The sequence below is a fragment of the Tessaracoccus luoxuelianae genome (assembly GCF_055326245.1).
This window is the reverse complement of sequence record NZ_JBUZNO010000002.1, coordinates 353,167-367,116: the sequence shown is the minus strand read 5'-3', so window position 1 is coordinate 367,116 and position 13,950 is coordinate 353,167. Positions and strand designations below refer to the sequence as shown.

Annotated in this window: 15 protein-coding genes; 6 read left to right on the top strand and 9 right to left on the bottom strand. The window is 71.7% G+C overall.

Annotated features, from left to right (window positions below; all coding sequences use genetic code 11):
- Positions 1-58 precede the first annotated feature (58 nt).
- From ACZK39_RS04385 to hisI, 9 genes are read right to left on the bottom strand one after another with little or no spacing between them, the layout of a single operon-like run.
- On the bottom strand, positions 59-1,243 hold the full coding sequence (locus ACZK39_RS04385) for an alpha-amylase family protein (RefSeq protein ID WP_463612629.1): 1,185 nt from the start codon (positions 1,241-1,243) through the stop codon (positions 59-61).
- 47 nt (positions 1,244-1,290) lie between these two features.
- On the bottom strand, positions 1,291-1,911 hold the full coding sequence (locus tag ACZK39_RS04380; protein ID WP_182782661.1) for an SCO family protein: 621 nt from the start codon (positions 1,909-1,911) through the stop codon (positions 1,291-1,293).
- A complete protein-coding gene (trpA, locus tag ACZK39_RS04375) occupies positions 1,908-2,756 on the bottom strand; it encodes a tryptophan synthase subunit alpha (RefSeq protein ID WP_182782660.1) in 849 nt (282 codons plus the stop codon). Before trpA ends, ACZK39_RS04380 begins: the two co-directional genes overlap by 4 nt.
- Positions 2,753-3,988 (bottom strand): tryptophan synthase subunit beta, encoded by a 1,236-nt coding sequence (gene trpB / locus ACZK39_RS04370; protein WP_182782659.1) that lies wholly within the window; start codon positions 3,986-3,988, stop codon positions 2,753-2,755. The genes trpA and trpB overlap by 4 nt, the downstream gene beginning before the upstream one ends.
- Positions 3,985-4,779: an indole-3-glycerol phosphate synthase TrpC gene (trpC, locus tag ACZK39_RS04365; protein WP_463612628.1), complete on the bottom strand. Its 795-nt coding sequence runs from the start codon at positions 4,777-4,779 to the stop codon at positions 3,985-3,987. The genes trpB and trpC overlap by 4 nt, the downstream gene beginning before the upstream one ends.
- On the bottom strand, positions 4,776-4,982 hold the full coding sequence (locus ACZK39_RS04360; RefSeq protein ID WP_182782657.1) for an HGxxPAAW family protein: 207 nt from the start codon (positions 4,980-4,982) through the stop codon (positions 4,776-4,778). Before ACZK39_RS04360 ends, trpC begins: the two co-directional genes overlap by 4 nt.
- 38 nt (positions 4,983-5,020) lie before the next feature.
- Positions 5,021-5,428: a hypothetical protein gene (locus ACZK39_RS04355; protein WP_459054478.1), complete on the bottom strand. Its 408-nt coding sequence runs from the start codon at positions 5,426-5,428 to the stop codon at positions 5,021-5,023.
- Positions 5,425-6,912, bottom strand: a complete 1,488-nt coding sequence (locus ACZK39_RS04350; RefSeq protein WP_463612627.1) for an anthranilate synthase component I — start codon at positions 6,910-6,912, stop codon at positions 5,425-5,427. Before ACZK39_RS04350 ends, ACZK39_RS04355 begins: the two co-directional genes overlap by 4 nt.
- Complete coding sequence (hisI, locus tag ACZK39_RS04345; RefSeq protein ID WP_255422194.1) at positions 6,912-7,238, bottom strand: phosphoribosyl-AMP cyclohydrolase; 327 nt, start codon at positions 7,236-7,238, stop codon at positions 6,912-6,914. Before hisI ends, ACZK39_RS04350 begins: the two co-directional genes overlap by 1 nt.
- A 32-nt stretch (positions 7,239-7,270) precedes the next feature.
- Here hisI and ACZK39_RS04340 point away from each other — a divergent pair, with 32 nt between their 5' ends.
- The 6 genes from ACZK39_RS04340 to ACZK39_RS04315 all read left to right on the top strand — a co-directional run bounded on the left by ACZK39_RS04340 (position 7,271) and on the right by ACZK39_RS04315 (position 13,949).
- On the top strand, positions 7,271-7,879 hold the full coding sequence (locus tag ACZK39_RS04340) for a TIGR03085 family metal-binding protein (RefSeq protein ID WP_182782653.1): 609 nt from the start codon (positions 7,271-7,273) through the stop codon (positions 7,877-7,879).
- Positions 7,880-7,991: 112 nt separating this feature from the next.
- The gene (locus ACZK39_RS04335; RefSeq protein WP_463612626.1) at positions 7,992-8,195 is read left to right on the top strand and encodes a hypothetical protein; all 204 of its coding nucleotides are present in this window, start codon (positions 7,992-7,994) and stop codon (positions 8,193-8,195) included.
- Positions 8,192-8,755 carry an RNA polymerase sigma factor gene (locus tag ACZK39_RS04330; protein WP_463612625.1) on the top strand — a complete coding sequence of 188 codons (564 nt, stop codon included), beginning with the start codon at positions 8,192-8,194 and terminating at the stop codon, positions 8,753-8,755. The genes ACZK39_RS04335 and ACZK39_RS04330 overlap by 4 nt, the downstream gene beginning before the upstream one ends.
- The gene (locus ACZK39_RS04325; RefSeq protein WP_182799880.1) at positions 8,752-9,228 is read left to right on the top strand and encodes a carboxypeptidase regulatory-like domain-containing protein; all 477 of its coding nucleotides are present in this window, start codon (positions 8,752-8,754) and stop codon (positions 9,226-9,228) included. Before ACZK39_RS04330 ends, ACZK39_RS04325 begins: the two co-directional genes overlap by 4 nt.
- Positions 9,229-11,649: a CHAT domain-containing protein gene (locus tag ACZK39_RS04320; RefSeq protein ID WP_463612624.1), complete on the top strand. Its 2,421-nt coding sequence runs from the start codon at positions 9,229-9,231 to the stop codon at positions 11,647-11,649.
- 80 nt (positions 11,650-11,729) lie between these two features.
- Entirely contained in the window at positions 11,730-13,949 is a 2,220-nt protein-coding gene (locus ACZK39_RS04315) for a hypothetical protein (RefSeq protein ID WP_463612623.1), read from the top strand.
- The last annotated feature ends 1 nt before the right edge of the window (position 13,950 follow it).

The following is a 13,950-nucleotide window of genomic DNA, read 5'->3' as shown; positions in this document are numbered from 1 at the left end:
AGCAACTGAATCCATGCCCGGTGGCAGAGCGTAAGGCAATTGTTACCTGGCCGAAACATCAGTCCAGAATGAGCGAGTCGCCGCCTGAGCGGACGGCGACGATCCCCGCCCCGAGGTCCACGCGGAACTCGGCCGCGCCCTCGGCGGAGGAGCAGCGGTAGACCAGCTCGGTGTTGCTTCGGTGGAGAACCTCCAGTGAGGCCGTGGCCAGCCAGGGGTGACGACGGCGGAACGCGATCGCGGCCTGATAGCGGCGGTGGAGGGGCTCACCCAGCGCGGACAGCTCGTCGGGCGTGGCGGGCAGTGGCGGGCGGACCTCGTCGTCGCCGTGCCAGGCCTCGGTCTTCGTGCCGGTGAATCCCTGCTCGTCGCCGTAGTAGACGCTGGGCATGCCGGGCAGCGTCATCAGGATGGTCGCCGCGAGGCCGGCCCGTTGGGCGCCCACGGTGGTGGCGATGCGGGTGACGTCGTGGTTGCCGACGAAGATCTGGGGCAGGAACTCGGCGCAGAACGCGGCGTGACGCTCAAACGCGTGAGCCAGCTCCCAGAGGTTCTCGTCCTTGAGCGAGCTCCAGATCGCCTTCCACAGCTCGTACTGGGTGAGCGAGTCCAGCGTCGATTCGCGGACGAAGGCGGAGTAGTCGCCGTGGATGACCTCGCCGAGGAGGACGGCGTCAGGGAACTCGGCCCGGACGCGCTCGGCGACATCGCGCCAGAATCGGGTGGGGACGGCGTAGGCCACGTCCAGGCGCCATCCGGCGATGCCGCGCCGGAGCCAGTGGAGCATGGCGTCGGCGACCAGGTCCAGGACCGCCGGATTGTCGTGATTGAGCTCCACGAGGGAGTCGTGCCCCTCCCAGCCCTTGGGGTGGCCGTTCTCCTGACGGATCAGGTCCGGGCACTCGGCCACCAGCGGGTGTTCACGGGCAACATGGTTGAACACCCCGTCGAGCATGACGTTGATCCCGCGGGCGCGGGTTCCGGCGATCAAGCGGTCGAAGTCCGCGTCGTCGCCCAGCCGGGAATCGATGCGGAAGTGGTCCAGCGTGTCGTAACCGTGGGAGACCGACGCGAACACTGGACCGAGCAGGAGCCCGTTGCAGCCGAGCTCGACGAGGTAGTCCAGCCATCCCTCCAGACGGGTCAGCCGGTGCGCGGGATCGCCATGCTCGTTTCGGATCGGCGCCCCCGTCGCTCCCAGGGGATAGACCTGCCACCAGATCGCGTGCTCCATCAGGCCCATGCGGGGTCCTCCTCGTCGGCTCTGCCCCAGGCTACTCCCGGCGCCCGTCAGGCGGCGATCAGGCGCTCGAAGTCGTCCTTCATCTCGCCGGCCGACAGCCCGTTCCACACCACTCGCATCAGGCGGTCCTCGCCGAAGCCCAGCACGTAGGTGCCGTGGTCCACCTCGTAGCCGCCGGAGGGCAGCTGCTTGCCCTCGGCGATGTCGATGCCGAGGCTCATCGCGGCGGGCATGATGTCCTCCAGCGGGCCGCTGAGGCCCACGAACGAGTCATCCACGCGCGCCAGGTACTCCCGGAGCACCTCGGGGGTGTCGCGGGCGGGGTCCGTGGTGACCACGATGAGGGTGATGTCGTCGATGAGGTCCTCGGGGAGGCGACGCTTGGCGGTGGCCATGTCCGCCATGATCCCCGGGCACACGTCGGGGCAGTTGGTGTAGCCGAAGAACAGCGCCACCGCGCTGGTGGTGGGCCCCGTGGCCAGGTTGTAAGGCTGCCCGAACTGGTCGGTCAGCGTCACGTCAGGAAGCGGGTTGCCGCCGTCGGCCAGCATGGTTCCGTGCCACTCACTCTGGCCCATGTTGACGCTGGCCACGGGCCCCTCGTCGGGGGTGCAGCCGGCCAGGAGCCCCACCGCGCCGACGCAGAGGAGTCCGCGCCGAGAGATCACCGGCGGGCCCTCTCGACGCCACCGGCGAGCTCGTCTGCGAGCCTGCGGAGGCGGCCGAGGTCTGTCTGCAGGTCCAGCCCGTCGGAGTCCAGGCACTTGAGGAGGGCCGATCCCACGATGACCAGGTCCGCGTAGCGGCCCACCTCGGCAGCCTGGTCGCCGTTCGAGACGCCCAGGCCGATGCCGATGGGGAGCCCCTGGTCCACGGCCCGGGCCCGGGCCGTGATGATGGGGGCCGCGTCCGAGGTGGCGGTGCGGGTGCCGGTGACGCCCATCACGCTGGAGGCGTAGACCCAGCCGCGACACGACGCCATGGTGAGCGCGATCCGCTCCTCCGTCGACGACGGCGCGATCAGGAACACCCGGTCCAGGCCGTAGTTGTCCGTGGCCTCATGCCATTCCGGGCAGTCGTCCGGCGGCAGGTCCGGGGTGATCACACCTGCCCCGCCGGCGGCGGCGAGGTCGCGGGCGAACGCGTCAGGGCCGTAGGCCTCGATGAGGTTCCAGTACGTCATCACCATGGGCGTGGCGGTGGTCTGCGCCACGGCTTCGACGGCGAGGAACGCGTCGCGGGTGCGCACGCCCCTGGCGCGGGCCTTGGCGGTGGCGTGCTGGATGACCAGACCGTCCATCAGCGGGTCTGAGTAGGGCATGCCGATCTCGACGATGTCCACCCCGCGACCCTCGACGCCCTCGGTGATGGCCTTCACCGCGGTGATCGAATCCGCGACACTCGGGTACCCCACCGGCAGGTACCCCACCAGCGCCGGGCGTCCCGCGTCGAGTGCGCGGGCGACGACCTGGCCGGAGATCCCGAGCCGGTCAGCGTCGGTGAACTGGCTCATTCCATGCCCCCGACGGTCTGGTCCGGCTGGCCCGACAACCCGAAGTACTCGAACGCTGTGGCCACGTCCTTGTCCCCGCGACCCGACAGGTTCACCAGGATGGTGGGGCGGGCCGACGGGTCCTCCTCCGCGATCCTCAGACCCAGCCGTCGGGCTCCCGCCAGGGCGTGGGCGGACTCGATGGCCGGGATGATGCCCTCGGTGCGGCTCAGCAGCCGGAAGGCGTCCATGGCCTCGTCGTCGGTGATGCCCTCGTAGACCGCGCGCCCGGTGTCGGCCAGCCAGGCGTGCTCCGGCCCGACTCCTGGGTAGTCCAGCCCGGCGGAGATGGAGTGCGACTCGATGGTCTGCCCGTCCTCGTCCTGCAGGACGTAGGTGCGGGCGCCGTGCAGCACGCCCGGGGTGCCCGCGACGATGGTGGCCGCGTGCCTGCCCGTCGCGATCCCCTCCCCCTCGGCCTCGAAGCCGTAGAGCTTGACGCTCTCGTCGGGGATGAAGTCGAAGAACATGCCGATGGCGTTGGAGCCCCCGCCCACACACGCCGCGACATAGTCGGGCAGGGCGCCGTGGTCGTCCAACATCTGCTGGCGCGCCTCGGTGGAGATGATCCGCTGCAGCTCGCGCACCATGTACGGGAACGGGTGCGGTCCGCCGACGGTGCCGATCAGGTAGTGCGTGGACTCGACGGTGGTGACCCAGTCCCGCATCGCCTCGTTCATGGCGTCCTTCAGCGTCCGCGAGCCTGACGCCACGGCGTACACCTCGGCGCCGAGCAGCTGCATGCGCGCCACGTTGAGGGCCTGGCGCTTGGTGTCCACCTCGCCCATGTAGACGCGACACTCCAGCCCCAGCAGCGCGGCCGCGGTGGCGGTGGCCACGCCGTGCTGGCCGGCGCCGGTCTCGGCGATCACGCGGGTCTTGCCCATCCGCTTGGTGAGCAGCGCCTGACCGAGCACGTTGTTGATCTTGTGCGCGCCGGTGTGGTTGAGGTCCTCGCGCTTGAGCAGGATGCGGGCGTTGCCGCACAGCTTGGAGAAGTTCTCCGCCTCCGAGATGGGGGTGGGGCGCCCCGAGTAGTCGCGCTGGAGGCGGGCGAGTTCGGCGTGGTAGGCGGGATCCGCCTGCGCCGCGTCGAACGCGACGGTGAGCTCGGTCAGCGCCGCCTGCAGCGCCTCGGGCACGAATCGGCCGCCGAAGCGTCCGAAGTGGCCCCTGTCATCTGGCACGCTCATGCGTCCTGCCTTTCTGCTGCGGACCTGAAGTCCGCGATGGCCCGGGAGGGGTCGCCGTGCTTGACGAGCGCCTCCCCCACGAGGATCACGTCTGCGCCGGCCGCCGCGACGGCGGCCACGTCGTCGGTGGTGAGGATGCCGGATTCCGCGACCCTGACAGCCGTGCCGCCGATCCGCTCCGCCAGCGCGCCGAAGGTGGACAGGTCCACCTCCAGGGTCTTGAGGTTGCGGTTGTTGACGCCGATCAGCTGGAAGCCGAGCGCAAGCGCCCTGTCCACCTCGTCGACGGTGTGGGTCTCGACGAGCGCCGTCATGCCGAGCTCGTGGGTGAGGGCGCCGAATCTCGCCAGTTCGTCGTCGGTGAGCGCCGCGACGATCAGCAGCACCAGGTCCGCCCCGTGGGCGCGGGCCTCGTGGAACTGGTACTCCTCCACCATGAAGTCCTTGCGGAGCACGGGGATGCCGACGGCGGCTCGGACCGCCTCGAGGTCTGCCAGGCTGCCGCCGAACCGCCGCTGCTCGGTGAGCACCGAGATGGCCGCGGCGCCGCCCGCCTCGTACGAGGCGGCCAGCGCTGCCGGGTCCGCGATATCCGCGAGGTCACCCTTCGACGGAGACTTTCGCTTGACCTCAGCGATCACGGCCATCCCGGGCGCACGGAACCGGGGCATGGGGTCCAGAGCGGGCGCGGCCTGCTCGGCCGCGCGCATCACGTCAGCCAGGGGGGTTCGCGCCCTGCGCCGCTCGAGGTCTAGCCGGACTCCGGCGATGATGTCGTCCAGGACGGTCACGGCTGCCCGTAGCCCATGGCCTTCATGACCAGGGCGAGCACGGCGGCGATGGCCACGATGACCCCGCCCGTGATCACGAGCGCCCAATGCGGGCCCATGAGGGATCCCGCGGCCGCGATGATGAAGCCGAGGGCGGCGATGCCCGAGGCGGCCCAGGCCATGGGGCTCTTGCCGTGGTGGTAGTACTGCGGAGTGCGCGCCATTGCCGTGAGCCTTTCGTCGCTTCAGGTATGCGCCGAGACTACCGTGCGTCCCCAGCGCGGTGCACGTCCTGCTCGTCGGTGGGATCGGCCCCGGAATCCATCGCGGCCCACAGGTCGACGGGGTGCGCGCCGTCCGCGCGGCGGCGGGTCACCCAGCCCGGCCCCCACCACACCATGCCGAGCAGGGCGATGGCGGAGGCCGCGAATCCGGCCAGCGACACCCATTGCCCGGCCTGACCCGCCCACCCGGCGGCCGCGACCGCCAGGGCGGTGAGGGCCACGCCCAGGAACCGCAGCTGGAGCCCGCGCAGCATCAGCGAGAGTCCGAGGCCCGCCGCCAGCGCCCATCCGAGGGAGGCAACCCCGCTGCCAGCGGCCTGCGCCGAGAACCCCGCGGTCAGCGCGCCGGCCAGCGCCAGCAGCGTGACGGCCCACCGTCCGGTCACGCCGTGCCCATCGCCTCTGCCCGCGCGAGCGCCGTGATGACGGCCTGCGCCTTGTGACGGCACTCGGCGTCCTCGGTCTCCGGGACCGAATCGGCGACGATGCCCGCCCCCGCCTGCACGTGGGCCACGCCGTCGGACAGCACGGCGGTGCGGATGGCGATGGCCACGTCCGAGTTGCCGGCGAAGTCGAAGTAGCCAACCACGCCGCCGTAGAGCCCCCGCCGCGACACCTCCAGCCTGTCGATGATCTCCATGGCGCGCACCTTCGGCGCCCCGGACAGGGTGCCGGCGGGGAAGCAGGCCAGGACGGCGTCGAGGGCGCTGCGCCCGTAGGCCAGGCGCCCGGAGACCGCGGCCTCCAGATGCATGATGTGGCTGTAGCGATGGATGTTCATGAACTCGTGCACGGTGACGCTGCCGGGCTTGCAGATGCGGCCGAGGTCGTTGCGGCCCAGGTCCACCAGCATGAGGTGCTCGGCCCTCTCCTTGGGGTCCGCGAGGAGCTCCTCGCCCAGCCTGCGATCCTCCTCCGGGGTGGCGCCGCGCGGCCTGGAGCCGGCGATGGGACGGGTGGTGACCACGGAGTCCTGCACGGTGACCAGCGCCTCGGGGCTGGAGCCCACGACGTCGAAGCCGGGCAGGCGCAGCAGGTAGAGGTAGGGGCTGGGATTGGTGAGCCGCAGCGCCCGGTAGACCTCCAACGCGTCGGCGGTGATGGGGATGTCGAAGCGCTGGGACACCACGATCTGGAACGCCTCGCCGGCGCGGATCTCCTCCTTGGCCTCCTCCACCATGGCCATGTACTCCTCGGAGGTGCGCTGGCGCGTGATCGCCAGCTTGGCCGGCTCCCCCTCCTGCGCCGCGAACGACGGGCGGGGCGCGCGCACCGCTTCGGCCATGGCCTCCACCGCCGCCACGGCCCCGTAGTAGGCCCGCTCCACCCCTTCGTCGGTGCCGTCGAAGTTGATGGCGTTGGCGATCAGCCACAGCTCCCCGCGGTGGTGGTCGAACACCGCCAGCTCGCTGGTGAGCATCATCACCAGCTCGGGCAGCTCGAGGTCGTCGACGGTGGTGTCGGGCAAGCGCTCCAGCCGGCGCACCACGTCGTAGCCGAGGTAGCCAACCATGCCGGCGTGAAACGGGGGCAGCCCCTCGACGACGGGGGTGGCCAGCTGCTGCAGGGTGGTGCGCAGCGCGGTCAGGGGGTCGCCGTCGCCGATGCCGGCCAGCGGGTGCCCCACCCAGTGCGCCTTGCCGTCCAGCTCGGTGAGGGTGGCGGCCGTCCTGACACCGACGAACGAGTAGCGCGACCAGACGCCGGCCTCCGCGGACTCGAACAGGAAGGTGCCCTCGCGCGCCCCGCACAGCGCCTGGTAGACGGCCACGGGGGTCAGGTCGTCGGCCAGGAGCTTGGCGTAGACGCTGATCACCCGCCGGTCCTCGGCGAGCCTGGTGAACTCCGAGATGGTGGGCGCGATCCGCATCACAGGTCCTCCGCTGTCAGGGGGGTGAAGAAGCAGGTCCGGTTGCCGGTGTGACAGGCGGCGCCACTCTGGTGGACGCGCAGCAGGAGTGCGTCGCCGTCGCAGTCCAGCGCGACGGACACCACCTGCTGGGTGTGCCCTGAGGTGAGGCCCTTCTCCCACAGTTCCTGCCGCGAGCGGGACCAGTACGTGGCGCGGCCCGTGGCCAGCGTGAGGCGCAGCGACTCCTCGTTCATCCAGGCCAGCATGAGGACCTCGCCGGTGTCGGCGTCCTGGGCGACGGCGGGGATCAGTCCGTCCTGGTTGTACACGATGGTGCCTGTCATGCAGCACATTGTGCCCTCCCTAAGCTAGGACCATGACCTTCGCCCAGCGGCAGCGCTCCGCCCTCGTCTCCCTCCTCCGCGGCCTCGGCCCGTTCGCCCCAACCAAGTGCGGCGGCTGGCAGACGCAGGACCTCGCCGCCCACCTCTACGTCCGTGAACACCGGCCGGCCGCACTGCCGGGCATCGGCATTCCGCGCTTCGCGCCGCTGACCGAACGCATCCAGCGGGAATCGCTGCACAGCCTCGGCTATCCGGCCCTGCTGGATGCACTGGAACAGCCGGCCTGGTTCATGCGGCCGATCGACAAGCTCGTCAACACCTCCGAGCTGTTCATCCACCACGAGGACGTGCTGCGCGCCAACGGCGGCTCGCAGGTGCTCACCCCGGCGGAGCAGCAGGAGCTGTGGCCGGTGGCGCGGATGCTGGCCCACAAGGCGCAGGCGGGCTACCGGGGGCGCGTTCTTCTCACCCGGACCGACACCGCGCAACAAATCGCCATGGGCACGGGTAATCGCCCGATCCATGTCTCCGGGCTGCCGTCGGAGCTGGTTCTGCTGCTCAGCGGGCGTGAGGCGGACGTCACTGTCGGCGGCGAACCCGCCGCGCTGGAGGCCTGGCGGGAGGCGCTCTCCGGCCTCTGAGGAAGCCGGTCCTTCCACTGTGGGCCTTCAGCGGAGACACTGAGGTATCAGGAGGGCGGCCGTCGGCTCTTGTCCGGTGACGTCCGTTTCAACCGTCCCCGGAGGAGTACCAGTGTCACCGTCACAGCCCTGCATCCTCGACGCCCCACCATCCCCCCGCCAGCGCGCGTCCTACGCGCCCCAGCCGTACTACGTGCCGCTGCCCTACTACGTCCCGATGCCCTACTACGTGCCGATGCCGTTCCACGGCTCGGCGCGGACGGGGGCCCCTCGGGTGATGGTGACGATGGCCCCTTCGGCCGGTCGGGCGCCATGACCTCGGCGGAGTCGCTGTCCAGCCGGGCTGCCGAGGCCTTCCGCGGCTACCACGAGGGCGACTCCTCGCGCCTCGCGGACCTGGTGGAGCTGCTCACCCCACCGCTGTGGGCTGTGGCGCGCTCGTCAGGGCTCAGCCACTCCCAGGCAGAGGACGTGGTCCAGTCCTCCTGGCTGGCGCTGGTGCGCAGCGCCGGATCGATCGCCGAGCCGCAGGCGGTGTTCGCGTGGCTGCTCACCACCACCCGCAGGGAGGCGTGGCGCCTGGCCCGCGTACCGCCGGAGGTTGAGCTGCCCGAGTCCACCGTCGCCCCCGAACCCACGCCCGAGGTCATCGCCGAGTCCGAGGACCTCAACCGGCGGCTGTGGACCCACATCCACGCGCTGAGCCCGCGCTGCCAGGCCCTGCTGCGCGTCATCGCCTACTCCACCAGACCCGACTACGCCACCATTTCCGCCGCGCTCGGCATGCCTGTCGGCTCCATCGGCCCCACCCGGGGGCGATGCCTGGCCACGCTGCGCCGCTCGCTGGCCTCCGATCCCGCCTGGAGCCCTGCATGACCCCTCACGACGACGCCCTCCGGCCGCTCGACGCCGGCGACGATGACCTGCTCGCCGCCGTCGCCGCCGCCCAGGCCCGGTTCGATCCGCCGCCGGTTGGCCTGGCGGAACGGGTCTCGTTCGCGGTGTCGCTGGAGCTGATGGACGCCGAGCTCGCCTCCCTGAGCCAGCAGGAGCGGGCGGGCGCCAGGGGGCTTGACCCCGCGGTGACGGACACGCTCACGTTCACCGCCTCCAGCCTGAGCCTGATGGTGGTCCTCAGCGAGACCGACGGCGGGGTCCGGGTGGACGGCTGGGTCACCGGCGGCGGAGTGGGCGTAGAGGCCAGGACTGCCGACACGATAGACCTGCAGGTCTCGGACGCCACGGGACGGCTCACGTGGCCGCTGGTGCCGCACGGCCAGCTGCGCTTCCTCATCCGCCCCGGCCGCCCCGACCAGCGGCCCGTCATCACGCCCACCATCGAGGTGTAGGTGACCCGGTCCGCGCAGCAGCTCTACGACTCGGCCCGTGCGACGCTTGCAGAGCATCGCACGGCAGAGGGGGCTGCGCTGCTGGCGCGGGCTGCGGCCGCCTGCGATGCCTCGAACGTCGAGTTGGCGCTCCGGATCCGGATCTCGTCCGCCTGGGTCACTTTCGAGGAGCGGGGCACCTCGCCGGCGTTGGAGGAGCTGCGCACCGCGGCCGCCGAAGCCCTCGCCCAGGGACTCCCCCAGATCGCCTGCGCCGCGGACGTCCAGGCAGGGACCCTCCTGGCCCGCGCCGGGGACCGGCCGGCGGCCTGGCGCACGCTGGCCGGCCTGGACGAGGACTTCCTCCCGCCGCCGGACCGGATGCGGCTGCTGCTCAACCGCGGCACCATCGCCTCCGAGCTGCTGCGCTTCGAGGAGGCCGCCGCCGACCTGACGTCAGCGGCGGCGCTGGCCGACGAGCTGGGCGTGGCGCCGGTGTCGTTCATGGCCCGGCACAACCTGGGCTGGATCCGTTTTCTGCGCGGGGATCTCCCCGCCGCGCTTCGCCACATGCACGACGCGGACGCCCTGAGCGTCATCCTGGACCGCTCCGTCGCCCGACAGGACCGCGCACGAGCCCTGATGGAGGCGGGCCTGGTGTCCGAGGCCTACGACCTCCTGCTCCTGGCACGCGCCGGCCAGCCCGGGGCGCAGCAGGCATCCGAGGTGGACCTTGATCTGGCCAGGTGCGCCCTCCTGCTCGGCCGCTCGGACGAGGCGCTGACCCGCAGCCGCGCCGCGGCCCAGGTGTTCCGACGGCGGGGCGAGCCGGGCTGGCACCGTCGGGCCGTGCTGTGCCAGCTGATGTCGCGGCCGCGCCTGTCCGCGGCCCGGGCGCTGTGGGAGGCGGCGAGCGCCGACGGCGACCGGTTCGTGGCGGCCCAGGCCGCGGCGGCCGGGCTGCGCGCTGCCTCCGGGCGGCCGGCAGAGGTCGCGGACCTGATCCCGGACGTCGTGTGGCTGTCGCGCTCGCCGGTGGTCTCGCTGCGGCTGGCCGGATTGGTGGCGCTGGCCACCGCCGCCTCCCGGCGGGGGGACGACGAGGAGGCACGGCGGGTGTTGAGGCGGGCCAACGCCACCCTGGTGCACGCCCAGCTGGGCCTGGCCAGCCTGGACCTGCGCACCGCGACCGCCCTGCACGGCGAGGCTGCGGCGGCTCTGGACCTGGAGCTCGCCGACTCGCGGGGCCCGTCGGCCGTGGTGGAGGCGGCGGAGCGGTGGCGGGCCGCCTCCCGGCCCACGCCGCGGCTGAGGGCGGGACCGGACCAGCGGGTGCAGGAGGCCGCCTCCGAGCTGCGCCGCCTTCGCGCCGCGTTCGACCCCGGGGCAGCCGACGCAGAGGAGGCCGCGCGCGCCGTCGTCGGGGCCGAGCGGGAGCTCCGGGCGCTCACCTGGGGGGCCGTGACGAAACCGCCCCCCACCGTCGTCGTTCTCCGTGCGGCCACGCTGCGCAGCGCCGCCGAGGAGCAGGGATGCAGCCTCGTGGTGACGCTCCGCTGGGGCGACGAGCTGAGGGCCGTCGTGCTGGGCGACGGCCCGGATCGCACCATCAGCCTCGGGTCGGCCGAGCTGGCAGCCGAGTTGGTGGAGGCCGCCAGGGCGGACCTCACGGCGCGCGCGAACATGCATCCGGCGCACCCGCTGGCCGGGGCTGTCGCGGCGTCGCTGGCGGCGCGCCTGGCCGCGCTGGGGGACCTGGTGGCGGCGCCGCTGGCTGGCCTGCCCGGGCAGCTCGTGGTGGTGCCCACCCGCGTCCTGTCAGGGGTGCCGTGGCTGGCCCTGCCCCAGTTGCGCGGCCGCGCCGTCACGGTGGCACCCACCGCGTCGAGTTGGGCGAGCTCGGGCCGGGTGGTGCACCGGCCGCGGGTCAGCGTGCTGACCGGCCCCGGACTGCCGTTCGCGGCGGAGGAGCGGCAGTCCGTCGCGGGGTGCTGGCCGTTGGTGCAGACGACCAACCTCAGCGACGCGCTGGCGGGCGACGACCTGGTCCACGTGGCCGCGCACGGCGAGCATCGCGGCGACAACCCTCAGTTCTCCAGCCTCCTGCTGGCCGGTGGTCCTGTGTTCGCGCACGAGCTGGAGGGGCTGGAGGTGCGGGCCAGCCATGTGGTGCTGTCCGCCTGCGAGGTGGGGCGCGCCACCCATCGGCCCGGCGATCAGCCGCTGGGTCTCACCGCGACACTGCTGTCGGCCGGAGCCTCCTGCGTGGTGGCCCCCGTCGCGCCGATCGGCGACCAGCTGGCCGCCGCCGTGATGGCCGCCTACCACGCCGAGCTCTGTGGCGGCGTAGACGCCGCCACCGCGCTGGCCCGCGCCACCGTCGGCGACGCGAGCGCGGGCGCCTTCGTGTGCTTCGGCGCTCCGTGGCGCGCCACCGTCTGACGTATCACCGGGCCGCCCGCGGGCTCCTGTGTCTGTGACGGTGCAGTGCGCATCGGAGACTCGACGAGGAAGGCGCAACCATGGTCCAGGCAATGGGTCCCACCTACGCCGGCGGCACCCAACCCATCACCAAGGACGGGTACGACGTGCTCTACCTGCCCGACGTCAACAACCACGAGCTGATCGCCCAGGGCGAGGCCCCGGTCTTCTACTACGTGCCCAACCGGATCCGGATGGCCCGCAAGGACGGCCCGGACAAGGGCGACTACCTGTTCAACCTGGTGCGCTTCTCCGGCACCGGCGGCGAGGGCGTGATCGGCGGCGGCGGGGACGTGGCCGGCGGCATCATGACGTTCTCGGTGACGGGCGCGCTCCCCGAGCAGACCAGACGGCAGGCCGAGGCCGACATCACGGCCAAGATGAGCACCAGCACTGACGCGTTCTGGGGCATCAAGAACGCCCGCAAGCCTCCGATGTTCCGGCCCGCGGTGATCGCGCAGACCATCACGTCGGTGTCCAACATGTCGCCCACCCCCACCGGGTTCCCGACGGCGGACCAGCCCACCCGCGGCGGCCGCACCCGGGGGTTCCGCACCGTCGGCATGCCCGGCAACCGGGCGCTGACCCGGGACCCGGAGCCCGGCGCCACCCCGGCCAGGGACAACAACCTGGACCCGTGGTACTGCATGATGCAGGGCCAGGGCAGCGGCTCCATCGACCCCACCGGCACGCACGCCTTCTCGGGCCTGCTGGGGGTCTACCCGGCCAACATCGCGTGGGCGGCGTTCCACGGCACGGCCAGCCCGCTGATCGTGATCCAGAACTACAAGCTGAAGGTCTGGTCTCCGGTGTGCACCATCAAGATCGACGGCAACTGGGACTCGGTGTTCACGCACTTCTCGGCCGCGGCGTCGGGTCGCTATCTGTGGGCCAAGGTGGACGCGCAGGCCGAGTTCAACAACATGCGCAAGTCCGGGGCCATCAAGGTCGACGTGAAGGTGGACACGACGCTGCCGGGCGCCGACGAGATCGCGCGGAAGATGGACGAGCGCTCGGATCTGGTGTTCAACAAGTTCATGGAGATGGCGCAGAAGACCATCTTCGAGCAGCCGCAGCCCAAGGTTGACGCCGCGCAGGCGTCCTCAGGCGGCTCGTTCTGGTCGCCGTGGGGGGTTGGGCTGTCGCTGAAGTACCGCCGCGACGAGAGCCACCTGGACCTCCACTACGAGGAGACCAGGCAGTTCGCCTATCTGCAGGACCACACGATCTCCAGCTCGCTGGCAGGCATGGGCGACGAGATCAAGGGAGATCCCGAGGCCGAGCGCAAGTACTTCCTCACCGTCTACCTGGACGACTGGCCGCAGCGGCTGGCGCGCGTGGTCCGCCCCGTGGCGAGCTGGGAGGACAAGACGGTGCAGTTCATGTCGGTGCAGATCGGCTATCCCAACACCGGCGGCGAGCTCAACTGGCAGGGACACAGCTTCTCCGGCGCGGACGGCAACGACCCCACCTGGAAGTTCCAGACCGCCAAGAAGGTGGCAGGCGACGTCAACAACCCGCCCTCGGGCTGGACGCCGGACCTCACCTACGTCAAGCGCAAGGTCCACCTGGCCGAGCCGCCCAGCGAGGCACTGGACCCGTTCCACCGGGTGCAGATCGAGCGCAACGTGATCGACCTGGACCCGGAGCCCAACGGGACCCTGCTCAACGACACCACGCTCGAGGTCCGCGCCGACAACGCAGGCCGGGTGGCGGTGGGCCCCATCGGCCTGGGCGTGATGCTGGAGGACCGCTCGCAGACCGTCGAGGTGGTGCTGGAGGCCACCGATGCGGACTACAAGCCGATCGGGCTGGCGCCCGTGCGCTTCCGGTGGGGCTTCGAGGACGTCGACGAAGACCGCAGCTGGACGATCTTCTCCGGCGACCCGCAGCTGCTGCCCTACTACCGCTACCAGGTCACGGCCACCGTCAAGGGCACCCTGTTCCGCAAGGGGCAGACGTGGACGGGCCCATGGGTCACGGCCAACGGCAACGGCCCGCTGATCGTCGAGGTGCCGGCGCCGGACGCCGACGGCGTGGTGACGCGCTCCCTGTCCGACGACCGGGTCCGCCGCCTGCGCGAGCTCGCCGCCCCCTCGACCCGCGAGGTGGTTGCTGCCGCAGCTACCACCGCCGTCGGGTACGACGCCGAGGAGTACGCCGCGGAGGGCTACTCCCCGGAGGCCCACGAGACGGAGGCCGAGCCGGTGAGGCGGTCGGCCGGAGGCACGCCCACCTCGTTCCTGTCCTACCCGTTGTGAG